The organism is Sulfitobacter sp. BSw21498 (assembly GCF_006064855.1).
In the GTDB taxonomy this organism is placed as follows: Bacteria; Pseudomonadota; Alphaproteobacteria; order Rhodobacterales; family Rhodobacteraceae; genus Sulfitobacter.
On the sequence record NZ_CP040753.1, the window covers coordinates 1209299 to 1234323 of the forward strand.

Here is a 25025-nt window from a genome sequence, read left to right on the forward strand (position 1 = left end):
GCAAGCGCAATTGCCAAGCGGGTCCATTGACCCTGACGGCAATAACGGCAAAACACGACGGGAATTGTGGATCTACACGAGGGACAAGATGGGCTGGAAAGCATTGGACGACATGGACCTGCGCGGCAAGCGGGTTCTGGTGCGCGTGGATATCAACGTGCCGGTTGAAAACGGCAAGGTCACTGACGACACCCGCATCCAGCGGATCGTGCCCACCCTGCGCGATATTCTGGCCCAAGGCGGCACGCCCGTTTTGCTCGCACATTTTGGCCGCCCCAAAGGCAAGCGCGTGCAAGATCTAAGCCTACGTGTCGTGCTCCCCGCGCTCGAGGCCGCGTTGGGGCGCAAGGTTGTGCTGGCCGAAACACTGGAAGCAGCCGAAACCGGCACCGAAGAAATCAACGCCGCCGATGTTTTGTTGCTCGAAAACATTCGCTTTTACCCTGGCGAGACAGAGAACGATCCTGAATTCGCCAAACGGCTCGCCGCTTTGGGTGACATCTATTGCAACGACGCGTTTTCCGCTGCGCACCGTGCCCATGCGTCCACCGAAGGCGTGGCAAGGCTGTTGCCATCCTGCGCAGGCCGCTTGATGCAGGCCGAGCTTTCCGCGCTCGAGGCCGCTTTGGCGACGCCCAAACGCCCCGTAGGCGCGGTGGTTGGCGGTGCGAAGGTATCAACCAAGATCGAGCTGCTGGAAAACCTCGTCAACCGGCTGGATCTTTTGGTGATCGGTGGCGGCATGGCCAATACGTTTTTGGGCGCGCAGGGGGCAGATTTGGGCAAGTCCCTGTCAGAGCCCGATTTTTACGACACTGCCAAGGACATCATGGCCCAAGCTGAAAAGGCCGGTTGCCGCGTGCTACTGCCCGTCGATGGTCTTGTCGCGCGTGAATTCGCCGCCGGTGCCGCGCATGATACGATTGCCCTTGGGGCGGAAACTGTACTGGAACCTGACCAGATGGTTCTGGATGCAGGCCCCAAGACGGTCGACCTGATCAAGGACGCCTTTAGCGGATTGAAGACGCTCATCTGGAATGGCCCCATGGGTGCATTCGAAATTGCCCCTTTTGACACCGCAACGGTCGCCGCCGCCAAAGCCGCAGCCGCGTTGACACAGGACGGGGCGTTGATCTCTGTCGCAGGGGGCGGCGATACTGTCGCGGCTTTGAACCAGGCGGGTGCTGCCGATAGCTTTACCTATATCTCTACCGCGGGCGGGGCCTTCCTTGAGTGGATGGAGGGCAAGACCCTACCCGGCGTCGCGGCATTGGACGCCTAATGTTCTTTCCCCGGCGGTGGCAGTGATACTGCCAGCTGCCGGGGGCTAGATATAACGCATAAGCCCCACCTAAAAAATTAAGCAGTTTTCTACCAATCAGAAGACAAGGGATTCCCTTTGCGAATCACCTGTGTCATACTGGGGAAACGTCCATTAAGAGACGATTAAAGGCAGAGACATGAACCGCAGCAGCAAGCCCGCATTCGGCACACTTTTGTTTTTCGCGATCGCCTTCGCGCTAAGCCTCTATTTCGCCTTCGCTGCGATTCAGGGCAACTTTGGCCTGTTCCGTCGTGCTGAGATCGTAGCCGAGACGCAGGACCTGCGCGTGCAGCTTGCTCAGGTCCAGATTGACGTAGCGCGGATGGAAAACCTGACCCATCGCTTGTCTGACGATTATCTTGATCTAGATTTGCTGGATGAACAAACCCGCAAGGTGCTGGGGATGATCCGCGCAGACGAGATTGTCATCCGTTAATAGCGGCGCGACCTTCAACGGCCCCCCTACGCGATACGTTAGATTTGCCCCCTTTTCGGCAGGGCTTTTCCATACGCGGCAAATGTCTCTCGCCAACAATCGTCGAATCCGATAAGAGATAGTTTAACACTAAACTACTTTGCGCGTGCGCGGGACAACTGTACGGAGGAATTGCCCCATGGCTGCCCAGAAACCGACCAAGAAGACAAACGCCAGCGCTGAAGAGCTCAAGGCCTATTACCGCGATATGCTGTTGATCCGGCGCTTCGAGGAAAAAGCCGGCCAGCTCTACGGCATGGGCCTGATCGGGGGCTTCTGTCACCTTTATATCGGGCAAGAAGCCGTGGTTGTCGGGCTTGAAGCCTCGGCCAAGGACGGCGACAGCCGCATCACCACCTACCGCGACCACGGGCACATGTTGGCTTGCGGGATGAACCCGGACGGCGTGATGGCCGAGCTGACGGGCCGCGAAGGTGGGTATTCCCGTGGCAAGGGCGGCTCCATGCACATGTTCTCGAAAGAGAAAAAATTCTACGGTGGCCACGGCATTGTGGGCGCGAACGTCCCCCTCGGGGCCGGCATCGCCTTTGCCGACAAATACAAGGGCAATGACAACGTTACCTTTACCTATTTCGGCGATGGTGCCGCGAACCAAGGTCAGGTCTACGAGACATTCAATATGGCGGCGCTTTGGAAACTTCCGGTGATCTTCATCATCGAAAACAACCAATACGCCATGGGCACCTCGCAGCAACGCTCCACCTCCAGCGCTGAAATCTGGGAACGTGGCAAGGCTTTCGGCATCCCCGGCGAAGCGGTGGACGGCATGGACGTGCTTGCAGTCAAGGAAGCAGGCGAACGCGCGGTGAAACACTGCCGTTCGGGCGACGGCCCCTATATTCTGGAAATCAAGACATATCGCTATCGCGGACACTCTATGTCGGACCCTGCGAAATACCGCACCCGCGAAGAAGTGCAGAAAATGCGCGACGAACGGGATCCCATCGAACAGGTCCGCAACATTCTGCTGGAACACAAACACGCCAGCGAGGATGACCTCAAGGCGATCGACAAAGAGATCAAGGAAATCGTTAACGCAAGCGCCGAGTTTGCCAAAGAAAGCCCCGAGCCGGCGGCCGAAGAGCTTTGGACAGACATCTACGCAACCGAAGTCCCACAGGAGGCTTGAACCATGGCAATCGAAATTCTCATGCCCGCACTGAGCCCCACAATGGAAGAAGGCACCCTTTCCAAATGGCTGGTCAAAGAGGGCGATACCGTGTCCTCCGGTGACATCATGGCCGAAATCGAAACAGACAAAGCGACGATGGAATTCGAAGCCGTTGACGAAGGCACTATCGGCAAGATCCTGATCGAAGCCGGCACTGAAGGCGTTAAGGTCAACACCGCCATCGCCGTACTGCTCGAAGAAGGTGAAGACGCTTCTGACATCGACAGTGCATCCAGCGCCGCCCCAGCCAAAGAAGCGACATCCGACGACAGCGACGATGGGAAATCCGACAAAGCCCCTGCGGCTGCCAAGCCCGACGTCGCTGCGCCCAAGGCCCCGGAAACGGACAGCACACCCGATTGGCCCGAAGGCACCAAGCTCAAGCAGCAGACCGTGCGCGAGGCCCTGCGCGACGCCATGGCCGAAGAGATGCGCCGCGACGAGGACGTGTTCCTCATGGGTGAAGAAGTCGCCGAATACCAAGGTGCCTATAAAATCTCGCAAGGGTTGCTGGACGAATTCGGTGCGAAACGCATCATCGACACGCCCATCACCGAACACGGGTTTGCCGGGATCGGTGTAGGTGCCGCCTTTGGCGGGCTGCGCCCCATCGTCGAATTCATGACCTGGAACTTTGCGATGCAGGCCATCGACCACATTCTGAACTCTGCCGCGAAAACACTGTACATGTCCGGCGGCCAGATGGGCGCCCCAATGGTTTTCCGCGGTCCAAACGGTGCCGCCGCCCGCGTCGGTGCGCAGCACAGCCAGGATTACGCTGCGTGGTATATGCAGATCCCCGGCCTCAAGGTGGTGATGCCCTATTCGGCCTCAGACGCCAAAGGGTTGATGAAAACGGCGATCCGCGACCCCAACCCCGTCGTCTTCCTTGAAAATGAAATCATGTACGGCAAATCCTTCGACGTGCCGGATGTCGAAGATTACACTGTACCCTTTGGCAAGGCCCGTATCTGGCGTGAAGGCAAAGATGTCACCATCGTTAGCTTCGGCATCGGCATGACCTATGCACTGGAAGCCGCTGAAAAGCTTGCCGAAGAAGGCATCGACGCCGAAGTCATCGACCTGCGCACCCTGCGCCCGATGGACACTGCCAGCATCATCAAATCGGTGATGAAGACCAACCGCTGTGTCACCGTCGAAGAAGGCTGGCCGCAAGGGTCGGTCGGCAACTACATCTCGAGCGTGATCATGCAAGAAGCCTTTGACTATCTGGACGCTCCGGTGATCAACTGCACGGGCAAAGACGTGCCCATGCCCTATGCTGCAAACCTCGAACGTCTGGCGCTGGTCACCACCGACGAGGTCATCGCGGCGGTCAAAAAAGTCACCTACAAGTAAGGAGCGGTCAACATGCCCATAGAAATCCTCATGCCCGCCCTCAGCCCCACAATGGAAGAAGGCACGCTCGCGAAGTGGCTCGTCTCCGAAGGCGATACCGTCTCCTCCGGCGATATCCTGTGCGAGATCGAAACCGACAAGGCGACGATGGAGTTCGAAGCCGTGGACGAAGGCACCATCGGCAAGATCCTGATCCAAGACGGCACTGAAGGGGTCAAGGTGAATGCCCCCATCGCCGTGCTGCTGGAAGAGGGCGAAAGCGCAGATGACATCGACGCCAGCGCCCCTGCCCCCAAGGCAAAGGACACCAGCGCCAAAGAAGACGCGCCAGATCAGGACTCCACGCCCGAAAAAGGGTATGGCCGCGGCGAAAGCGACGCCAATGACACTGGCAATGCGGCACCTGTTTCACCCAAAGACAGCGACGGGAAACGGCTCTTTGTGACCCCGCTGGCCCGCCGCATCGCGGCAGACAAAGGTGTGGATCTGACCGCCCTCTCCGGGTCCGGCCCGCACGGGCGCATTATCAAGGCAGACGTGGAAGCGGCCTCCGCCTCCGACAGCCCCAAGGCAAAATCAGCCGAAGCGGCAGAAACGTCTAGCGCTCCGGCCGCCAAGGCTGCCCTTGCGACTGGCCCCTCTGCCGATGCTGTCATGAAAATGTACGAAGGCCGGGAATTTGAAGAAATCTCTCTCAACGGGATGCGCAAAACCATCGCCGCGCGCCTGACCGAAGCCAAACAGTCTATCCCGCATTTCTACCTGCGCCGGGATATCGAACTCGACGCATTGTTGAAATTCCGGGGCGAGCTGAATAAACAACTCGAAGCCCGTGATGTGAAGCTTTCGGTTAACGATTTTATTATCAAGGCCTGTGCATTGGCGTTGCAAACAGTCTCTGACGCCAACGCGGTTTGGGCCGGCGACCGCATTCTCAAGCTAAAACCATCGGATGTCGCGGTTGCTGTGGCCATTGAAGGCGGCCTGTTTACCCCGGTATTGAAAGACGCCGAGATGAAATCGCTCTCCACCCTCTCGGCAGAGATGAAAGACCTCGCTGCCCGCGCCCGCGACCGCAAGCTCGCGCCGCATGAATATCAAGGGGGCAGCTTCGCTATCTCGAACCTCGGCATGTTCGGGATCGACAACTTCGACGCGGTCATCAACCCACCGCATGGTGCGATTTTGGCCGTCGGGGCTGGAAACAAGAAACCCGTCGTTGGCAAGGACGGCGAACTTGCCGTTGCCACAGTCATGTCGGTCACCCTGTCTGTCGATCACCGCGTCATCGACGGCGCTTTGGGCGCGCAACTGCTTAGCGCGATCAAGGACAACCTCGAAAACCCCATGATGATGCTGGCCTGACGCCACTTCCAAATGGGTATAAATCCTCGGGGGTCGGGGGGCAGACAGCCCCCCGCCTAACCACAAAAAAGGTCGGACCCGTTAAACGGTCCGACCTTTTTCACATCCGAAACTAAAGCGCGCGCGGCCCCAAGCCCTTAGAATTACATATTAATGTCGCCCTGCGGCCCAAGCATGTGGTCCATCAATACCGACGGTTGATCGCAGCCTGCCTCGCCCACCACACGTGCGGGGATGCCCGCCACGGTCTTGCACGGCGGCACGGATTCCAGCACGACAGACCCCGCCGCGATGCGCGAGCAATGCCCGATCGAGATATTGCCCAACACCTTTGCCCCCGCGCCGATCAACACACCATTGCCAATCTTAGGGTGCCGGTCCTGTTCTTCCTTGCCGGTCCCGCCCAGAGTGACCGAGTGCAGCATAGACACGTTGTCGCCCACCACCGCCGTTTCGCCGATCACGACGGAGTGCGCGTGGTCGATCATGATCCCCTTGCCGATGGTGGCGGCAGGGTGGATATCGACGCCGAAAATCTCGCTCACCCGCATCTGCACAAAATAGGCCAGATCCCGTTTGCCCTGCTTCCACAGGTAATGGCCCACACGGTACGCCTGCACGGCCTGATAGCCTTTGAAATAAAGGATCGGCTGCAACAGCCGGTGGCAAGCCGGGTCACGTTCATAGATCGCCACCAGATCAGCGCGCGCGGCCTTGATCAGGTCGGGATCGCTGGCAAAGGCTTGTTCGACCATTTCGTGCACCACCATCATCGACATCTCGTTCGACGCCAGCTTGGCCGCGATGCGGTACGACAGTGCTTTTTCAATGGATTTATGATGCAGGATCGTAGCGTGGACAAAGCCGCCGATCAGCGGCTCGTCGCGTACCGCGTTTTGGGCTTCTGTCTGGATTTGATCCCAAACCGGATCAACCGAGGCTATATTTGTGCGTGCATTTGCCATGAAACCATCCTTCTTTGACATCACGCTATAGCAGGTTCCACCCAAGTGCCAAACGCAAAGCCGCCCGTTATTACCGACAGGTTATCACAAATTGATCTCACCAAACAGTGCCGGACCGGCCCCATACAATGCGGATATCTGCGCGATACTGATCAAAGCTGGCCCGATCACCCCATCGCCTGACCGCATCGACGCGGTATAGCTCCATCGGGGGTTATCGACGATTTCCTCGCGCTTCACCGCGCCGTTTTGCATGATACGCACTTGATATTGTTCGCTTTCCTCCCCAATGGGCAGATCGAACGCCGACCACTGGTCGCCATTAAGACGCGTCCGTCGCACCCAGTTAAAGGTCATATCACCCGCATCGACCTCCACCCGCAAATGACAGGGGCGGTAGGGACGCAGCCCGTTGCCATTAAAGCTCTCGTTTTTTTGAACGTAGCTCGGATCATCCAGCGGGCGGGCTGCGGGGCCAATGCGATAGGTCTGGGCGATCCGCAGAAGGTTTGGGCCAAGCTCGATCTGACGCGGTACCGAGTTGAGCAGAACAAACTGCGAGCCCGTAGGCCACACCTCTGGCATTAGCCCATCCGATCCCGCCTGCCCCCGCAGCCGGTCGCGCAGCAGATATGTCTGCGGTGCGATCAACTCGGCAGTGGTGAACTGGAACACCTCCCACCGGTCGGCGGTACCGTCTCCGATCGCAGCCAGATTGCCCCCGCCCAGCAGATCGTCGGGCTCGATACTCTCTAGCCCGCCGCTCGACAGCGTTACCTGCAAAGCCGCCCCCCGATCCAGAACCCCGGGGCGCGCCCGCAGCAGATCATTATGCGTCACACCCATTGTCGCACGCAAAGGCACCACCTTGTTCAGCCTGAAATTAGATGCCCCACGAGACGCATAGACCGCGACATTACCCGGCCATTGCCGCGCTGTCGCGGCAACATAGGGCGCGTGTGGCACCTCGTCGCCGCGCAGCAGCGGCAGGTCAAGAAACACCGCATGCACCGGCACAGGCGCGACAAACGGCTTGAGCGCGACCAGATCATCATCGAACGGCGCGGGGGCGTACACCTCCGGCTCAATGCGTACAGCATCGATCAGGCTTAACTCTCCCATTTCGACCCGATCCACACGGTACAGCGCATCGCCTTCCCCCTCATCAGGCGGCACAGCGATCACATCCCCCGCACCGACATCCATCATAGACGGCGGCAGCGCCAAACGCACACCTTCCCGGGCAACACGCGCCTCTGTCAGCCAGCGTTCGGCTGTCTGATGCCCCTCCGCCCGGGTAAGCGCCATATTCAACTCCGACGTCGCCACCGCATGGGCCGCATTGTCAGGCAAGACCGCTTCTTCGGCGATCGCATCGTAATCTCCATCCGCCTGCACAAACCGTAAACGCATCCGGCCTGATAGTTCGGCCTCGGCCTCACGGGTTTGTTCCAACGATACCTCCAGATCGCCAGAGACAGCAAACATTTCACGGGCAAGCGGTACGGCATCCAATCCATCCCGCATGATGAAACGCAACACGCCGTCGCGTTCCACGGCATCAAAGCCAAAGCGCAGCATCAGCGGCTGCAATGCCGCACGCGCATCGGCGACTTCGTCCACCACATAGCCGCGCACATAGCCATATAGCCCAGAGGTATCAAAACCGTTAATGCCAGCACGACGACAGATCGAGGATACCAACACCGACAGCGGCAGCGCCGCGCTGCGTCCGTTCAACCAATGCCCGCGTGCATAATTTTGACCATCGTCCCACAAGGTCCGGTTATTAGGAAAAAACGGATAGGGCCGCGTGTCCCATGCCCAGACAAAGGCGCGGGTCATATCCACCATTGCGCCACCATATTCTGCCGACAGAGGGTTTTTTTCTGCATCCCCCCAATGACGGGCTATCGCCCGCAGATATTGCATCTGCATCAACTCATCCCGCGCGCCGGTCGAATACCGCGGCAGGCTGCTTTCCGAGCTTTTGAGGTCGAGAAACTTGTTGGGTTGGTTTGTCCCCTTGTCCACCGCAGCACAGCCGTATTCCGTGAACCAGATCGGCTTGGATCCGGGTTTCCAGCCAGTCGGTTCCGCCGCGCGTACGCCACCAATCCGGTCGTGATGCAGGTTTTCCCACCAGCCGCGCAGGTCCTTATACCGGTAGACCCAAGGTTCCCCATAGGCACCGTCGGTGATCGGCGTGCGGATCTGCGCCGCGCGCGCTTCGTCTGAATGGTAGAACCAGTCAAACCCCTCGCCGCCCGCCACATTGCCCGACAGATAGCTTAACGCGTAGATGCTATCGCTGTGCTGCGCGTCCAGATGATCCCTACCGTCGCGCCAATCGGACAACGGCATGTAGGTGTCGATACCGATGAAATCGATGTTGTCATCGGCCCACAATGGATCAAGGTGAAAGAACACATCGCCGCTGCCATCCTGCGGATGATAGCCAAAATATTCTGACCAATCAGCGGCATAGCTGATCTTAGTGTCCGACCCCAACAGGGTACGTGCCTCTGCGGCCAAAGCGCGAAACGCCTGCACCGCGACAAAGCTGTTACCTGCCCCCCTGATTTGCGTCAGCCCGCGCATCTCTGTGCCGATACAAAACGCGTCGACCCCACCGGCGGCTTTGCACAGCGCCGCGTAATGCAGAACGAACCGCGACATCGACCATTCCTGTGGGCCGGTATAGACCACGTCCCCACCCGAGACCGAGAAATCAGCCGCCGTGACAGTTCCGAAAAACTGCGCCACCTCGTTGTGCGCTGCCAGTGTCCCATCCGTGCTGCCCGCCCGCCCCGGAGCCCTGTCCAGCGTGATCCGCCCGCGCCACGGCAGTTTGGGCTGTGCGGCCGCGTCGCTATGGGGATCGGGCAGCGTATTACCGTCCAGCTGGTCCATCAGAATGAACGGGTAGAACATCACTGCCTTCCCCGCCACGTTCATCGCGTGGATCGCCTCGATCACAGAGGCATCCGTCGGCGTGCCACCATAGACGGGACGGTCGTCCTCGCGGGCGATCACATCGGCGTCGCCACGGGCGAGCCCCGCCACCTGCCATGGCATATTCTCGCCATCAATGACCGCGCTTTCCACCATTGGGCGCACACGGCATTCCCCGCAGCGCAGGTCATTGCCGAACCACGACACAACAAGCGACGCGGCCGCCAGCTGCGGTAGCTCCTGGGTCACGTCCTCCAGCGACGCGACGAAATCCGTGCGCCCGTCAGGGGTAGAGACATTGGCGCTCCACCGCCCGCCTTTACCGTCGCTGTAATGCACAGGCGTCGTGGCCAAGGCGTATTCACCCGTACCGGGGATCAGCGCGACCCCTTTGACGCTGTGTGTGACGCTTATCTCGGCGTCGGGCGCGCCGGGTTCTTCGGCGCGCAGCACCTCGAACGAGAACTGCGGCACACGGTTGCCGAACTGTCCAAGCGCGAGGTTCTCCATCACCACATAGGCCGTCCCGCGATAGGCCGGTACATCATCCGCGCCCTCGATTGCGGCAATCGTCGGATCGGGCAACTGGTCTTGCGTGCCAAGATAAACGGCCATGTTCAGCGCTTGGCCCGAGATTTCCTCCCCATCGGCCCAAATCCGGCCAACGCTGGTAATTTCACCCTCGCACAGCGCAATCGCAAGGCTGACGCTATAGCTGTATTCGGTCGTTTGGGGTGTCGAAGGGGCCCCCTTGCCGCCGCCGCCCGTTACCGTCGTCGTTTCGGAAAAGTCAGCGGCCCAGATCACCTGCCCCCCGACCCGCATCCGGCCAAAGACCTGCGGTACAGCCGCGCCCTCGCCCGCTTGCGTCAGCCGAAACCGGTCGACCTTGCCGGTCTCTACCGCCTGCGCCCCTTGTCCCAACAGCCGCTGGTCGATCACGCGCCCAAGGGTCGCACCCACCGCACGCCCCACCGCGACCGAGGAAAGCCCCGCGAGCGTCCCCCCGACCGATCCGCCAATCGCGGCACCTGCCGTTGAAAGAAGTATCGTCGCCATCAGATCGCCTCCGCCGGAAATTCAAAACGTGCTACAATGCGCCTGCGCCACGGCATGCTCAGGGGGCTTTCAGTAACCCCGTGACCGCTGTAGGCATGGATAAAGCGCGCCTGCGGGCCGACCTTTGTCGCCATGCCCAAATGTTTCGCCACCGCCCCGCTGCGCAGGCGAAACAGCAGCACGTCGCCGGGGGCTTCATCGGTCAGGGATTTCGCCGACAGGTGGCGCAATGCGGCCTGCCACAAGCGCTCCTCGCCCTGCGGCTCGGACCAATCCATCGAATAGGCAGGGATCGCCTCGGGCACCTGCCCGACGACCTCTAGCCAGACGCCGCGCAGCAGGCCCAGGCAGTCGCAGCCCGCCCCCTTGCGCGCCGCCTGATGCACATAGGGTGTACCGATCCAACCCCGCGCTGCTTCAACCACGGATGCCCCTCGCGCGATCATCGCAGTGATCCCCCGGTATTGCTGCCCGAGGATTTCGGCACCGCCATCATCCAATCCGCGCTCGGCAGATCGGGAAAGCCTTGAAAGTTCAGCAAGTTGTTGAATTTCAACCGGCAGGTCGCTTGGCGTTTGTCGCACCCAGCGATCAGTCGAAGCTGTTGCCCGGTGGCGACAATACCGCGTATCGGCTCCCACAGTTCGACCTCGCGCTGACCGTTTAACACGCGGTCGTGTTTGATGATCCCCCACAGCCCTGTCGCAGGGCCGTCTAGCACCTCAAGCCGCCCTCGCGCGAACCACCCATCCTCAAACCCGCCGATGCCATCCCAGCGAAACACCCGCCCGTCGTCGTGGTCCTCGGCGGCCAAGGTGACCGCATAGCCCGCAGTCGCTAGATCGAACCCGCAGGCCGCATCCCCCAGCACCGCCGTGCAGGGCTTCTGAAACACCCGCCCCATAGGCCGGTTCAGCGCCTCGGTCAGCCCGCGCAGCTCCGCCCGAAAGGCCCCACCGGCGCGCTGCATCTCACCGATACTGCCGCGAAAGATCACGCATCGCGCGGTCAAATCGGCCCAGTTCACCCGCCAGCACCGCACGTCCGCCCCATCAAAGCGCCCCTGCTCGATCTCGTTTTCGCGGATTGCGTCATCGCTCAGCGCGCCCAGCGCCTCTGTATTATCCACCGACAACCCCGTGCTCTGCGCCAAAGCCCGCGCGCTAAGCCCGCTGTCTGCCCGAAATTCCAGCCCGTCAAAGGCCAGCGGCCGGTCGTGATCGGTGAAAGCCAAAGTCACACCGTCCCGCCGCTGGATCGCCCAAGCATAGCACAGCGTCGTTAGACCCGTCCGCGCATGGGTCAACAACGCGCTCTTATCCGCGCCGCTCATACCCGCACCTCGATCACGGGCACATCAGGCACCTGCCCCGCTTGAAAGCTTGCGACACTGACCAGAATGCGGTCCGTGTCAAACCGCACGGGCACGTCGAATTCATAGCCGGCAGAGACCTGCATATCGATGTCCGGCGCATGGACAAATTGAATGACCCCGGTGCTTAGATCGACGTGATAATCGCTCCCCTCTTGTAGGGCATCCTGCTCTATCCCCACCCGCACCGTTCCGGCAACCGGCTTGGTGATTGGCCGCAGATAGCTGTGTCCACCAGAGGCATAGGTCTTCACCAACTGGTATTCCGTCTTCACACCATCCCCGTACCCGAGGTTCTGATCCTCGAACGCGACACCGACAGAGGAAGCACAGGATTTAAAGTCAGCCCAGTCCTTCCAGCGAAACCCGTACATCTGTCCCATACGCGCTTCAAAGAACCCCGTGAGCGCTTGGACATCATCGATAGACCGCATACCTAACCCCGCATCATAGACACGACGGGAATGGGCCCAGGGCGTGTTGCGTTCCTCGTACCCGTTGGCAAGGGTCACAACATCTGTACGTCGTTGTGGCCCCCCTAAAGATCCAAAGCTAAGGCCGGGCGGAAATCTGACATCGTGGAAATTCATAGGTTTGCTCCCTTAGCGGTTTCGATTGCCACTGCTTAATGCACGGCTCAGCTGAGCGGCGATCTGGCTTTGACTGCGCTGGAACCCCTGCACATCGGGGGTGGCGATATTCATGACCACGGTCGTCCCTCCGCCTCCGCCACCTTTGACACCCAGCTTACCGTCCGGCCCCCGTGCCAGTGGCATGATTGCTTCCGGCCCCGCTTCGCCCATCAGCCCCATCCCCCCGCGCATGCCAAAGCCCGTGGCGGTGCTGACAATTCCCCCTTGGGCAAAGGGCATCACCCGCCCCTGCGAGAACGGCGCTCCGTCCGCAAAGGGCAATATCCCCTGCATCAGCGATCCCACCCCCTGACTGATCAGCCCCCCCACATGATCTGTGACCGGTTTCATCGCCGCGCTATAGGTCGTGCTCACCATGGACCGTGCCACCGTCGACAAAGCGTCGGACAGCTTCATCCCGTCAAAGGCAACGCCGTCAAATGCCTTGCGCAAGCCGCGGCTCAGCCCTTTCTCCAGCGTGGCGACATCCTTGCCCGTCGCGGCCAAAGCACTCCGCATGCGCCGCAGCTCGGTATCGAAACCGGCAACCAGCGACTGAGTTAGGTCAAGCGTGCCGTTCAACCGTTCCGCTCCGTCCTCCAGTGCGTCGAATGTATCATCCTGTGCCATCAGTCTTCCTCTCTCTCCCTATCGGGATAAGCCGCCATCAAGGCCGCCAGCCCATCCCCCAGCAGCGGTGCCTGCGCCGTCTCACCCCCCAGCATCAGCTGAAGCTCTGCTGGGGTCAGCGCCCAAAAAGCATCGGGCGTGAGATGCAAGCCTCTCAGCCCCGCGCGCATCAAGGCGGGCCAGTCCATGCCCTGCGCTGTCTCTATTCCCGCATTCACAGCCCTACGCTCATACCGGCACCACAAACGCGCGCGCCAAAAGCTCTGCCGCCGCTTGTGCAGCGATCACCGGTCCGCCCTCGATCTCGGCCTGTGCCAGCGTCTCGGCGCTGACCTCGGTCCCCCCTGCACGCAGCCCTGCGGCAAGCAGCAACAGCACGTCCCGACTGCTGAACCCGTTCCCCTCGAAACGTTCGACCAAAGCCACCAGTGATGGCTCTTCCAGCGCATCCTCCAGCTCGGCCAATGCACCCAAGGTCAACCGCGCCACGCGCCGCTGCCCGTTCACCACCAGCACCACATCTCCTCGCCACCGGTTCACCATCCCCTAGTTCCCACCCTGCGGTGCATCATCAGTATCGGCGGTAAAGCTCAATTGCCCCGCCGATTGCAGGCTCAGCTCATAGGTCGCCTCCCCATTGAGCGACCCGCCGTATTCGATCGCGGCCACCTGAAACGGGCCCTCGATGATACCGAAACTTGGGATCACGATCTGAAAGTCCGGCGTCAGCCCGTCAAAGAACAGCTGCCGCGCCCGTTCGTCCGTACCGGCATCGCGAAACACGCCCGACCCGCTAATCGCCGCAGATCGCACACCGGCCCCCGCCAGCAGCTCTCGCCACCCCCCGTCACTATCAAGCGAGGTCACCTCCACTGGCTCCGCATTGAAACTCACCCGCGTCGCACGCAGGCCCGCGATCGTCTCGAACTGACCATCGCTTGTCATGTCCACCTTAACCAAAAGGTCTTTTCCCGCTTGAACAGCCATATCCACTCTCCTGATAATTTCCTGAAACTCCGGCTCAGCCGTCCTGAACCCGCGCCCTGAACCGCATCTCTATCTGGCGACGTGCATCCGCCCCGACCTGACGCGCCACCGCCCGCTCGAACCTCAGGCTGACCAAATGCCCCCGGCTCAGGGCAAACCGCCCGCCGACCAGCGCATCACTCACCGCGGTCGCGACCTGTTTCGCTGTGGCAAACCCCGCGTGATGCGTCACCACGACAACCGTGAACCGATGCTCGGCCCCGCCGCCTGTCCCGTCAGAGGCATCGCGCACCGCTTCTGCCCCTAACTGCACATAAAGCGCAGGCACCTCACCCGCCGGAGCCGCGTCAAAAACCGCATCCCCCACCAGCGCCGTCACCGCCTGATCCGTGCGCAGCACACCAAAGACGGCCTGCTGTAGTGCAAACCCCATGCCATAGCTCATACCGCGACCTCCTCATGGGTCAGGCAGGCCAGATACCGCCCCTGTGCGTCTTGTTCGGCCACAGACTGGATCTGATAGACCCGCGCGCCCTCACGAAACCGCTGCTGGGGCAAGGGGCGGGCCGGATCGCCCACGGGGGCACCGCGTACCGTCACCACATAAACCCCGCGACTGACCGCGATACCGCCCTTGCCCAATTGCCGCCCACGCCGTGCTGTGACATCCGCCCACAGATCACCCACCCGCACCCATGTCCGGCTCTCTCCGCCCGCCCCGTCCGGCTGGGGCACCTGCGCCTCCAGCACCAAGCGGCGGTTCAACGACAGCCGGCTCATGAGCGTGCTCCCAAGCCGATCCGCAGCGGGCGGTAGCGTTCAATCAGGCTGCTTACACCAAAGGGCATACAGCCGTCGCCCAACCGCGTTTCATGGCGATACTCATAGTAATGCGCCGCCAGCATCAGCACGGCCTGCTGCAAATCCGCAGGCACCGTGCCCCAGCTTTGCCCAAGCCCGGCCTCAAACACGATCTCGACCGATCCCTGTGGCGGAATGAAGGGCAGCATTGCCCCCGACGGTTTCAACAGCGGCACCTGCATGTCCCGCACCAACCAATACCGCTGCGGCTCGATCACCGTCGCCAGCGCATCCCGCGACACCACCGTAACGCTCACGATCCCCTGCACCGGTGCCACTGGCAAAGCCTGCGCCTGCGTGTCTTTCCACTCCTGCAAAGTCAGCGCGAACTGTCGCGTGATCAGAGCCTTGCCCGTGCGTGCCTCTATCGCTGCGATGGCTGCACGCAAAAATCCCGCCAGCACGGGCTCTTGTACCGTCTCAGTGCCAAAGCCGCTGCCCATCCGCAAATGCGCCTTGAACGGCTCTAGCGGCAGATCGGCCTCCGCCACCCCTGTCTCTTCGATCAACATCTCATCGCTCCAAATCTAGCCCGCCAAAGCCCCCCGGACGCGCACTCCGACTGCATCGCTCGGTCGGAGGCAGCAGCTAGGCAATGCACCCGGCGCATCATCGCGCGCCCGGGGGTGAGGGCCGGACATCACCGGCCCCCCCGTGTTCGACCCCGCGCCTTACGCGGTGCCGAATTTCAGCAACTTGATCGCGGCGAAATCGCTCACGTCGCCACCCACCCGTTTGGTTGCGTAGAACAACACATGCGGTTTGGCGCTAAAGGGATCGCGCAGAATACGCAGGTCTGGCCGCTCCGCCACGGTATAGCCGGCAGCAAAGTCCCCGAACGCGACCGAAAATGAATCCGCTGCCACATCGGGCATGTCCTCGGCCACCAGCACCGGATAGCCCATCAGCCGCGCGGGCTGGCCCTGCGTCATGCCGTCCGACCACAAGAACCGCCCGTCCAGATCCTTGAGCTTGCGCACGATACCGGCCGTCTTCGAGCTCATGACAAAGCTCGCCTGCGCGCGGTACTGCGCCCCAAGCGCATAGACCAGATCAACCACCGCATCCGCCGTGATTTCCCCCGCGACGCCGGTAGGCACATAGCCCAGGTTGCCCCATTCCCAGATCACATTGTCGACCGTGGCATGGGCGAGAAACCCCTTGGGCTTGTCGATCCCGTCGCCGTGGATAAAGGCCGCAGCCTCGGCCCGCGAGAATTTGTCGGCAATCCGTCCGGCCAGCCAGGCCTCGATGTCGAACGCACTGTCATCCAGCAACCGCTGCGACGCTTTGGGCAGCGCGCTTAACTCGTGCAACGGGATGGTGATCCGGTCGATCTGCGGCGTGTCGGTCTCTGACACGGCACCCGTCTCTGTCGCCCAACCGGCCCCCACGTCGGCATGGTCCACCAGCACATCGTAGGACGTCGCCTCCACCTGCACGACCGACGCGATAGCGCGGATCGACGCCGTGGCATTCAACACCGACTTCACCCGATCCGACGTCTGTGGATCCACCAGATAGCCGCCATCCGAATTCACCGCCGCCGACAGCGCCTTACTCTCCAGTTCAAGCCCCCGCAACCCGTCGTCGTCGCCATTGCGGATATAGGCCTGCAACGCTTTCTGATGCGGCGCGCCCGTCTCTACAGCCCCCGCCAAAGGGGTCCGCGCCGGCAAAGTCATCTTTCGATCCAACATAGTCATTCGCTCTTCTGTTTGTTGCAACTTGGTCGTCATCTCGTCTTGAAATCCTTTGAAATCATGCACAAAACCACTCACCGCGCGGCGCATCTGCTCCACTGCACCGTTTCGCTCAGCATCCGTGTCATCCACTGTCTGCTCCATCCGCTCACCCTCCGTTCCGGTGTAAATTCTGCCGTGCCTCGTCAAAGACACCTGCCATGCCGCGCAAGACCTCTCCGACGGCGATGAAATCCCCCTTCGCCGCGACCCGCGCGGTGGGGAGCATGGGAAACGTCACCAGCGACACCTCCCACAGATCAAGCGTCTGCAGCACACGTTGGCCCGCGTCATTCTTGGCCGCACGCAGGGTGCGATAGCCGATGCTCAGCCCGTCAATCGCCCCCGCCTCGATCAGAGCCGCCGCCTCGCGTCCCCGTGCCACACTGTCCAGCAGCCGCCCCTTGACCCAGAGGCCGCGCGCGTCCTCGCGCAGTTCGTCCCACACCCCAATGGGCTGGGCCGGATCATGCTGCCAAAGCATCTTGATCCGCCGACCCGCTTCCCCGGCAGCCGCCAGCGACGCGCCGTAAGCCCCCCGCGCCACCAGATCGCCGCCCTGATCGACGCGGCCGAAAAGGCTGGCATAGCCGCTGATCTCGAAGCCGCCCTCCACCACAAGCCCCTCGTCAAACCGCGCGAACTTATGCTCCAACCCGCCGCCCATGTGGGGCAAACCTCTCCCGTTCTCCGACCCGAGGCCGAAGCGCATGCCATCTTCCATGACACCCTCCCTTGCGTTCAAATTGCTACGGCGCGACCACCAGAAACGACTGCACCGCCTGCGCCAAAATCACCGCGACCACACCGTAGACGGTCAACCACAACCGCCGCTCCAGCCGCTCCATCATCTCTTCCAGCCGGTCCAACCGCTGCAAAAGGTTCTCGTGGTGGATCGCACTCACCCTCTCATGCGCCTGCAACCGCAAGCCCGGCGCACATTCAAACCGGTCAAAGCCCATTTCCTCACCCATCCGCCGCCACCGCTGGCAGCCCCAACAAAGACCGCTTTTCCGCCTGCGTCAGAAAATCGGCCCCCGCCACCCGCGCCCATTGGGCATCGCGTTCCTGCGCCAAGGCCGACACCTGATCCAGATCGGGCTTCAACGTCACCGCCTCATTCGTGAATCCCGCCAGCCAAGCCCCAAGTGCGGCCGCAACCCGCGTGGCCAATGGCAACACCGTCAACCGATAGAACGCCCGATGCGCCTCTTGGTAATTGGCATAGGTCGCATCTCCCGCGATCCCCAAAAGCATTGGCGGCACACCAAACGCCAACGCCACTTCCCGCGCCGCGGCCTCTTTGGTGCGGTGAAATTCCATATCCGACGGCGAGAAACCCATCGGTTTCCAATCAAGCCCGCCTTCCAGCAACATCGGTCGCCCCGCATTGCGCGCGCCCTGATGGTGGCTCTCCATCTCGCTCACCAAACGGTCGTACTGGTCGTCGCTCAGCTTGCCCTGCCCCTCGGCCCCGCGGTACACAATCGCCCCCGAGGGGCGCGCTGCGTTGTCCAACAGCGCCTTGCTCCAGCGCGACGCCGCCGCGTGCACGTCCAACGCCATCGCCGCCGCCTGCATCGGGCTAAAGCCATAGTGATCGTCCTGCGGGTGGAAATTCTTGATGTGACAGATCGCGGCCGTATCCCCTGACACGTCAAACCGGTGCTTGCGCCCGCCGACGGCATATTCATAGGCCACCGGCCAGCCATCCGCCCCTGGCACCACCGACATGCGATCCGACCGCAAAACATGCAGCTCCGCCGGCACCGGGCCAGCCCCAACCGCCTCGATATACCCGTTCCCGGTCAACAGCAGCTGCGCATAGAGCGCCTCCAGCAGCTCTGCCCGCCCCTGCGCTCCGTTTGGCCGTGCCACCAGCTCCAGCAGTGGGTGGGTCTCGAACCGTTGCTCTGCATCCTGCAACACCAAGGGCAACGCCGCCGCGGCCTCGACAATCAGCTTGACCGAACGAAAGCCGACAGGGTTGCCGCAAAAGCCGGTGCGTGTCAGGCTGACGACGTCGCGCGGGCTCCAGGCCACGCGCCCGCTGGTCTGATAGGCAACGACAGGCCCAGTGGCAGAGGCTTTCGTCTGCGCAACCGCCTCTACCGCCCCCCGTTTGAGAAAATCAAAAACCATGCCGCTGCTCTCCCTGCTCATTGACCGCCCCATGAAAATCTCACCAATCCCTTAACGCCGCCCGACCAGACCGAACGCAGCTCTCGCAACACCGCTTCATTTTGCCGGTTAAACTCTCCCCGAATGGCCGCTCTCCTCCGCGAACCGCTCACAACCCGCGTACCCCGGGCATCCGCCACCGCGCTGCAGGCTCGATCATCAGCTCGTGCAGCGCCCAGACCAGCGCATCCACGCGGTCCGGCGATCCGCCGCCCTCGTACCCCCGCGCCGTCATCCGGCACATCTGGTCCTCCAGCGCGTCCAATCCCGCGACATGGCCCACGCGGCCCTGCTCGTACAACGCAGCCAAAGGCTCTGCCCGCGCGACCTTCCCGCGGCTGGCGTGGACGGATTTGACCGGCACCAGCGGATCGACCTGTCGCAAGACCTCCACCACCATCTGCCCGCCTTGATTGACCTCGGCGACCAAGCGGTCCGCGCCGAACTGCTCCATCGCGCTGATAGCGGCCCGCGCCCAAGCCGACGGGGTCGCCCCCTGCACCGTGCAATCGGCCAGCACCACCGCACGCCAGTCCTGCGGCGGGCCTTGCGTCTGCGCGCCCACAACCACGATCCCACATTCATCCGACCCTGCTCCGGCGGTCGTGGCAGGGTCCAGACCCACGACAATGCGGTCCAGCACGGGCACATCCCGCACCCGGCCCGCTTCGATCATTTCCGACGTCCAAAGCGCCCCTTCCGCTTCCGCCAGCAACACGCCATCCAGCTCCTGACGCCCCAGCCGTGTCCCGCGATACCGCGCGCGCACCTCCTCCAGAAACGACCCCGCAAGGTTTGCGGCATTGGCCTCCGTCGGCGAGTGGGTGGTCACGGTCGATGGCGACGCCAGCAAGGCCTTTAGCACGCCGACATTGCGCGGTGTCGTGGTCACGCACACGCGAGGGTCATCGCCGAGGCGTAACGCAAACTGCAGCTGGTCCCACGTCTCTTCGGCCTTCTTCCATTTGGCCAGCTCGTCCACCCACGCCGCATCAAATTGCGGCCCGCGCAGCCCTTCGGGGTCATGCGCGGTATGAACCGTCGCCACGGCACCATTGGGCCAGACCAGCCGCTTGCGCGTCGCCTCCCAGTCCGGTCGCCGATCCGCAGGCGAACACGCCAATATCCCGCTGTCGCCAAAGATCATCACTTCGCGCACCTGCTCTATCGTCTCGCCCACCAGCGCCACACGCCTGCAGCGCCCCGCATCCAAGGGCCGCGACCCTTCGACCTGCGCACGCACCCATTCCGCGCCCGCGCGTGTCTTGCCCGCACCGCGCCCGCCCATGATAACCCAGGACCGCCAGTCACCTTCAGGGGGTAGCTGATGCGGCATCGCCCAGAACTCGAACAAAAAAGGGAGAGCCAAAAGCTCTCCCTCATCCAGATCATTCAAGAACCGGTCTTGCACCGCAACATCGGCGGAGCCGATCCAGCTTGCACCCGATGTCAGCCCGCGCCTGCTCCATGTCCAGCGCGTATCCGCCTCGGGCAATGCCCGCTTGTCTGTTTCTGCACTCATTCAGATAGGTCTCCACTTTGATGCAGGTCGCCACCATGCCACTGGCTTTACCCAATGCTTTCGACGCTGCTGTTTCGTTTATTTCCTCCCCGGATCGGGCCTGTTTTCTCAGGCTCTCTATCTCGCGGCGCAAATCACGGATCGCGGTCTGCAACGCCTGAAGCTGCTCTTGGCTGGCAGCAATTTCTTGTTCCGGGGTATTCATCGTCATCTTGCTCTTACCTCTCGTTTTGGACCTCCAACCCGAGCAAACACGAAAAAACGGCCACCGGAACTTAATCCGGGGCCGTTTGCCCATGTCTTCTAGCATGGACGTATTTCTATGTCAGAGCGGACGCAAAGTCAAGAAAAACAAGGTTACCGAAACCTTTCAACCCCTTGCGATGGTTAACAAATTCCTAATTTACACCCGACCGGACGTTTAGTTTCCGCCCGTTGACGCATTGCCCGCCGCTTCCGCGCCGCGCTCTGCCTCGATCTTGCGCCAGCGTGCCACATTGGCGTTATGCTCTTCCAATGTCTCGGCAAAGGCGTGACCGCCCGTGCCATCGGCAACAAAGAATACATAGTCTTCGCTGGCCGGTTGTGCGGCGGCCATCAGGCTCGCACGACCGGGGTTGGCAATGGGCGTCGGCGGCAGCGCGTCGATGACGTAGGTGTTGAACGGTGTCTCCTTGCGCAGCTCGCTGCGGCGCAGACCACGCCCCAAAATGCCCTGACCGTTCGTGATGCCATAGATCACGGTCGGGTCGGTCTGCAGACGCATGCCTTGATTCAAACGGTTGACGAACACGCTGGCGACCTGCTCGCGCTCTTCCGGCACGCCTGTTTCCTTTTCGACGATCGACGCAAGGATCAACAGCTCCTGCGGCGTTTCAATCGGCAGATCAGGATCGCGGGCATCCCAGGCCTCGGCCAGACGCAGTTCTTGGGCAGCAGCCATGCGGGTCAGGATCGCGGCGCGGTCGTCCCCCTCGGACACCTCATAGCTGTCGGGGGCCAAGGTCCCCTCGGCGGGCACGGCCTCGATCTCGCCAGCCAGCAAGTCGATGGATTTCAACGCCTCGGTCACCTGCCAGCTTGTCACGCCTTCGGCCATTGCGATGCGGAACCGTGTGTCAGCTTTTGCCTTGGTCTGGGTATAGACCTCCGGCACCTCATCCTCCCCGGGAGAGAACTCAGCCCGTTCGACAAAACGGTTGGTCGTGGGGTCCAGCTCGCGTACCTGAGTGCTGATACGATTGACGCCGATCCGGTACACAACCTCGGTGCCGCAGGTGCTGGCCCCGCCGCGCGTGACCGTCTCTACGATCTCTTTCATCGAGGATTCGGGCTGGATCAGAAAGCTCCCCGCCTTCAAGGCGCGGGTCTTTTCCTCATACTCGGCCCCCAACCGGAAGATCGCGGCCGAGCTTACGGCCTCTTGTGTGGCAAGATCATCGCCCACAGCCCGCATGTTCGACCCACGTTCCACCTGCAAGCAAATCGCCTGCGACAGAGGTCCGGGCGCATCATACTGCCCCCGGCCCCACAGGATAATCCCGCCTAACAAAAACAAACCTAAAATCAGAAACGTAACAGCGTTAGACGCGATATGCCGCCACATTAGGATGCTTTCCCGAAGATAACGCTCGCGTTAGTGCCACCGAAGCCGAACGAGTTGCTCAGCGCGATGTCAATCTTGCGCTCGACCTTCTTGTTCGGTGCCAGATCGATCTTGGTTTCAACGGCAGGGTTGTCGAGGTTGATGGTTGGCGGTGCCACCTGATCGCGGATCGCAAGAATAGAGAAGATCGCTTCGATTGCGCCGGCAGCCCCCAACAGGTGACCGGTGGCGGATTTGGTCGACGACATCGTGACCGTTTCAACAGCATCGCCCAGCATCCGCTCTACGGCACCCAGTTCGATCACATCGGCCATAGTCGATGTGCCATGAGCATTGATGTAATCGATATCGGTTGGTGCCAGACCGGCATTGCGCAGCGCGTTGCGCATGGACCGCTCCGCCCCGTCGCCGTCTTCGGCAGGTGCGGTGATGTGATAGGCGTCGCCCGACATACCGTAGCCCAGAACCTCGGCATAAATCTTGGCCCCACGCGCCTTGGCGTGTTCGTATTCTTCCAGCACCACAATGCCCGCGCCTTCGCCCATGACGAAACCGTCACGATCGGCGTCATAGGGGCGGCTTGCCTTGGTCGGATCGTCGCCACGCTTGGTAGACAGCGCTTTACAGGCGTTAAACCCTGCCATGCCGATCTCGCAAATCGCGGCCTCGGCCCCGCCAGCGATCATCACATCGGCGTCACCATGTTGGATCAAACGGCTTGCATCACCAATCGCGTGCGCCCCGGTAGAGCAGGCAGTCACGACCGAATGGTTCGGACCGCGGAAACCATAGCGAATCGACACCTGACCCGAGATCAGGTTGATCAGCGCACCGGGCACAAAGAACGGGCTCACGCGGCGTGGGCCTTTTTCGTGCATCATTACTGCGGTGTTCGCGATAGAGTTCAAGCCGCCGATGCCAGACCCGATCAACACGCCGGTGCGTTCCAGATCTTCACGGTCGGTGGGCATCCAGCCGGAATCCTCGACCGCCTGCTGTGCTGCCGCCATGCCGAACAGAATAAAGGTATCAACCTTGCGCTGTTCCTTCGGCTCCATGTATTTGTCGCCGTTGAACGTGCCGTCGGTGCCATCACCAAGAGGTACTTCGCAGGCGTATTGCGTGACCAGTCTACTGGGATCAAAGCCCGTGATCGTGCCCGCACCGGACTGACTATCCAAAATTCTGGACCAGCTGGCCTCTACGCCATCGGCAAGCGGCGTTACCAATCCCAAACCTGTCACAACTACTCTGCGCATATCCAAGCCCCTTGGTGTTTCTTTGCGTTGACCGGCTATACCTTGCCGAGCCCGTAAATTTCAAGACGCGAAGCGTTCAAGCTGCGGCCAGACCGGCGGGCCTTCGCGCGTCATTGAACGTATCTTGTCGCCATAAAGCCCTATGTTACGCGGGGTAAGACGCGCAACATAGGGTACTGTCGCGCCGCGGTTTCCCGTCTCGCGCCCACAAGTGACATGCCGCGAACGCACAGGCCAAGCAGCCCGCGTCAGCCTGACGTAAAAACGGCGCTCCTCCCTTAGGAAGAACGCCGTTCTTTAAAACTCGCGCCGCCGCCATGCCCCTTGGGGCCCGACTGGCGAAAACGTCTTAGGACGCTTCTTTGATGAACTTGACCGCGTCGCCGAAGGTCTGGATGTTCTCAGCTGCGTCATCGGGGATCTCGATGCCGAACTCTTCTTCGAACGCCATAACCAGCTCAACAGTGTCGAGGCTGTCTGCGCCAAGATCGTCGATGAACGATGCGTTCTCAACAACTTTGTCTTCTTCAACACCCAGGTGCTCTACAACGATCTTCTTTACGCGGTCTGCGACGTCGCTCATATTCTGTCCTCATTCATTCGGGCAGTCCTGCCCTCTTCTGTTTCCGTCAGAACCTTATGCGGTCCTTTTGGATCGTGCCCCGAGGGGCGGCTATGGCCCTTGTTGTCACAAGGTAAGGGGGGCAATCAAGCCTCCCTGTCGTGGATTCTGCGCCCCATTTAGCACAACACGCGGATTTGGCAAACGCTTTGCAGCGCAGGCTCACAACATGGCCATACCGCCGTTCACATGCAAGGTGGTTCCGGTAACATAGGCGGCTTCTGGGCTGGCCAGATAGACGACAGCCGATGCGATTTCGGATGCTTCGCCCATGCGACCCGCAGGGATCTGCCCCATGATTCCCGCCTTTTGGTCGTCGGTCAGCTTGTCGGTCATTGCCGTGGTGATGAAACCGGGGGCAACAGCATTCACGGTGATCCCGCGGCTGGCGACCTCATAGGCCAGTGATTTCGACATCCCCACCATACCGGCCTTGGACGCGGCATAGTTCGCCTGACCTGGGTTGCCGGTGGCACCGACAACGCTCGAGATATTTACGATCCGGCCCCAACGCGCCTTCATCATGCCGCGCAGCACGCCTTTGCACAGCTTGAAGTTCGCGGTCAGGTTGACGTTGATCACCGAATTCCATTCGTCATCCGACATGCGCATGAACAGGTTGTCGCGGGTGATGCCGGCGTTGTTGACCAAAATATCAACCGATCCCATCGCCTCGGCCGCCTGCTTGGGCAGCGCGTCAACGGCATCCATATCGCTCAAGTTACAGGGCAGCACATAGGCGCGTTCGCCCAGTTCCGCCTTCAACGCCTCCAACGGTTCGGTGCGGGTGCCAGACAGGCCCACGGTCGCGCCGCGTGCATGCAGGCTGCGCGCGATTTCAGCGCCGATACCACCCGAAGCACCGGTAACCAGCGCATTTTTTCCAGTAAGATCAAACATATATAATTCCTTTCGCG

General features: G+C 61.3%; 27 protein-coding genes. 5 read left to right on the plus strand and 22 right to left on the minus strand.

Annotated elements, in window-relative coordinates:
• The first annotated feature begins 88 nt into the window (after positions 1-88).
• The 5 genes from E5180_RS05860 (at position 89) to E5180_RS05880 (ending at position 5715) form a co-directional block, all read left to right on the plus strand.
• Positions 89-1282 carry a phosphoglycerate kinase gene (locus E5180_RS05860; RefSeq protein ID WP_138925127.1) on the plus strand — a complete coding sequence of 398 codons (1194 nt, stop codon included), beginning with the start codon at positions 89-91 and terminating at the stop codon, positions 1280-1282.
• A gap of 178 nt (positions 1283-1460) precedes the next feature.
• Positions 1461-1760 (plus strand): FtsB family cell division protein, encoded by a 300-nt coding sequence (locus E5180_RS05865; RefSeq protein WP_093733071.1) that lies wholly within the window; start codon positions 1461-1463, stop codon positions 1758-1760.
• 178 nt (positions 1761-1938) lie between these two features.
• The gene (pdhA, locus tag E5180_RS05870; RefSeq protein WP_093733072.1) at positions 1939-2949 is read left to right on the plus strand and encodes a pyruvate dehydrogenase (acetyl-transferring) E1 component subunit alpha; all 1011 of its coding nucleotides are present in this window, start codon (positions 1939-1941) and stop codon (positions 2947-2949) included.
• 3 nt (positions 2950-2952) lie between these two features.
• A complete protein-coding gene (locus tag E5180_RS05875; RefSeq protein WP_138923569.1) occupies positions 2953-4350 on the plus strand; it encodes a pyruvate dehydrogenase complex E1 component subunit beta in 1398 nt (465 codons plus the stop codon).
• A 12-nt stretch (positions 4351-4362) separates the two neighbouring features.
• The gene (locus tag E5180_RS05880) at positions 4363-5715 is read left to right on the plus strand and encodes a pyruvate dehydrogenase complex dihydrolipoamide acetyltransferase (RefSeq protein ID WP_138923570.1); all 1353 of its coding nucleotides are present in this window, start codon (positions 4363-4365) and stop codon (positions 5713-5715) included.
• 143 nt (positions 5716-5858) lie between these two features.
• Here the strand turns inward: E5180_RS05880 and cysE are convergent, their stop codons facing one another.
• The 22 genes from cysE to fabG form a co-directional block, all read right to left on the minus strand.
• On the minus strand, positions 5859-6680 hold the full coding sequence (gene cysE / locus E5180_RS05885; RefSeq protein ID WP_138923571.1) for a serine O-acetyltransferase: 822 nt from the start codon (positions 6678-6680) through the stop codon (positions 5859-5861).
• Between the two features lie 84 nt (positions 6681-6764).
• The gene (locus E5180_RS05890) at positions 6765-10694 is read right to left on the minus strand and encodes a baseplate multidomain protein megatron (RefSeq protein WP_138923572.1); all 3930 of its coding nucleotides are present in this window, start codon (positions 10692-10694) and stop codon (positions 6765-6767) included.
• The gene (locus E5180_RS05895) at positions 10694-11140 is read right to left on the minus strand and encodes an NlpC/P60 family protein (RefSeq protein WP_138923573.1); all 447 of its coding nucleotides are present in this window, start codon (positions 11138-11140) and stop codon (positions 10694-10696) included. Before E5180_RS05895 ends, E5180_RS05890 begins: the two co-directional genes overlap by 1 nt.
• The gene (locus E5180_RS05900) at positions 11137-12027 is read right to left on the minus strand and encodes a DUF2163 domain-containing protein (protein WP_138923574.1); all 891 of its coding nucleotides are present in this window, start codon (positions 12025-12027) and stop codon (positions 11137-11139) included. Before E5180_RS05900 ends, E5180_RS05895 begins: the two co-directional genes overlap by 4 nt.
• Positions 12024-12656, minus strand: a complete 633-nt coding sequence (locus E5180_RS05905; protein ID WP_138923575.1) for a DUF2460 domain-containing protein — start codon at positions 12654-12656, stop codon at positions 12024-12026. Before E5180_RS05905 ends, E5180_RS05900 begins: the two co-directional genes overlap by 4 nt.
• Before the next feature lie 12 nt (positions 12657-12668).
• The gene (locus E5180_RS05910; protein WP_138923576.1) at positions 12669-13328 is read right to left on the minus strand and encodes a phage tail tape measure protein; all 660 of its coding nucleotides are present in this window, start codon (positions 13326-13328) and stop codon (positions 12669-12671) included.
• On the minus strand, positions 13328-13516 hold the full coding sequence (locus E5180_RS05915; protein ID WP_138923577.1) for a rcc01693 family protein: 189 nt from the start codon (positions 13514-13516) through the stop codon (positions 13328-13330). Before E5180_RS05915 ends, E5180_RS05910 begins: the two co-directional genes overlap by 1 nt.
• 40 nt (positions 13517-13556) lie before the next feature.
• Entirely contained in the window at positions 13557-13871 is a 315-nt protein-coding gene (locus tag E5180_RS05920; RefSeq protein WP_138923578.1) for a gene transfer agent family protein, read from the minus strand.
• Between the two features lie 3 nt (positions 13872-13874).
• A complete protein-coding gene (locus tag E5180_RS05925) occupies positions 13875-14315 on the minus strand; it encodes a phage major tail protein, TP901-1 family (RefSeq protein WP_138923579.1) in 441 nt (146 codons plus the stop codon).
• 34 nt (positions 14316-14349) lie between these two features.
• Positions 14350-14760, minus strand: coding sequence for a DUF3168 domain-containing protein (locus E5180_RS05930; RefSeq protein ID WP_138923580.1), 411 nt, complete (start codon positions 14758-14760; stop codon positions 14350-14352).
• A complete protein-coding gene (locus tag E5180_RS05935; RefSeq protein ID WP_138923581.1) occupies positions 14757-15095 on the minus strand; it encodes a head-tail adaptor protein in 339 nt (112 codons plus the stop codon). Before E5180_RS05935 ends, E5180_RS05930 begins: the two co-directional genes overlap by 4 nt.
• Positions 15092-15688, minus strand: a complete 597-nt coding sequence (locus E5180_RS05940; RefSeq protein ID WP_138923582.1) for a head-tail connector protein — start codon at positions 15686-15688, stop codon at positions 15092-15094. The genes E5180_RS05935 and E5180_RS05940 overlap by 4 nt, the downstream gene beginning before the upstream one ends.
• A gap of 159 nt (positions 15689-15847) precedes the next feature.
• Positions 15848-16969 (minus strand): phage major capsid protein, encoded by a 1122-nt coding sequence (locus E5180_RS05945; protein ID WP_441351440.1) that lies wholly within the window; start codon positions 16967-16969, stop codon positions 15848-15850.
• Positions 16970-17027: 58 nt separating this feature from the next.
• Positions 17028-17642 (minus strand): HK97 family phage prohead protease, encoded by a 615-nt coding sequence (locus E5180_RS05950; RefSeq protein WP_138923584.1) that lies wholly within the window; start codon positions 17640-17642, stop codon positions 17028-17030.
• A gap of 25 nt (positions 17643-17667) precedes the next feature.
• Positions 17668-17892, minus strand: a complete 225-nt coding sequence (locus tag E5180_RS05955) for a GTA head formation protein, RCAP_rcc01685 family (protein WP_138923585.1) — start codon at positions 17890-17892, stop codon at positions 17668-17670.
• Entirely contained in the window at positions 17885-19060 is a 1176-nt protein-coding gene (locus E5180_RS05960) for a phage portal protein (protein ID WP_138923586.1), read from the minus strand. Before E5180_RS05960 ends, E5180_RS05955 begins: the two co-directional genes overlap by 8 nt.
• Positions 19061-19208: 148 nt before the next feature.
• On the minus strand, positions 19209-20552 hold the full coding sequence (locus E5180_RS05965; RefSeq protein ID WP_441351441.1) for a DNA-packaging protein: 1344 nt from the start codon (positions 20550-20552) through the stop codon (positions 19209-19211).
• Positions 20488-20832: a hypothetical protein gene (locus E5180_RS05970; protein ID WP_254700542.1), complete on the minus strand. Its 345-nt coding sequence runs from the start codon at positions 20830-20832 to the stop codon at positions 20488-20490. The genes E5180_RS05965 and E5180_RS05970 overlap by 65 nt, the downstream gene beginning before the upstream one ends.
• A gap of 210 nt (positions 20833-21042) precedes the next feature.
• On the minus strand, positions 21043-22227 hold the full coding sequence (gene mltG, locus E5180_RS05975) for an endolytic transglycosylase MltG (RefSeq protein ID WP_138923588.1): 1185 nt from the start codon (positions 22225-22227) through the stop codon (positions 21043-21045).
• Complete coding sequence (gene fabF / locus E5180_RS05980) at positions 22227-23486, minus strand: beta-ketoacyl-ACP synthase II (RefSeq protein WP_138923589.1); 1260 nt, start codon at positions 23484-23486, stop codon at positions 22227-22229. The genes mltG and fabF overlap by 1 nt, the downstream gene beginning before the upstream one ends.
• A 349-nt stretch (positions 23487-23835) precedes the next feature.
• Entirely contained in the window at positions 23836-24069 is a 234-nt protein-coding gene (locus tag E5180_RS05985; RefSeq protein ID WP_005852881.1) for an acyl carrier protein, read from the minus strand.
• 201 nt (positions 24070-24270) lie between these two features.
• Entirely contained in the window at positions 24271-25008 is a 738-nt protein-coding gene (gene fabG, locus E5180_RS05990) for a 3-oxoacyl-[acyl-carrier-protein] reductase (RefSeq protein ID WP_138923590.1), read from the minus strand.
• Between the last annotated feature and the right edge of the window lie 17 nt (positions 25009-25025).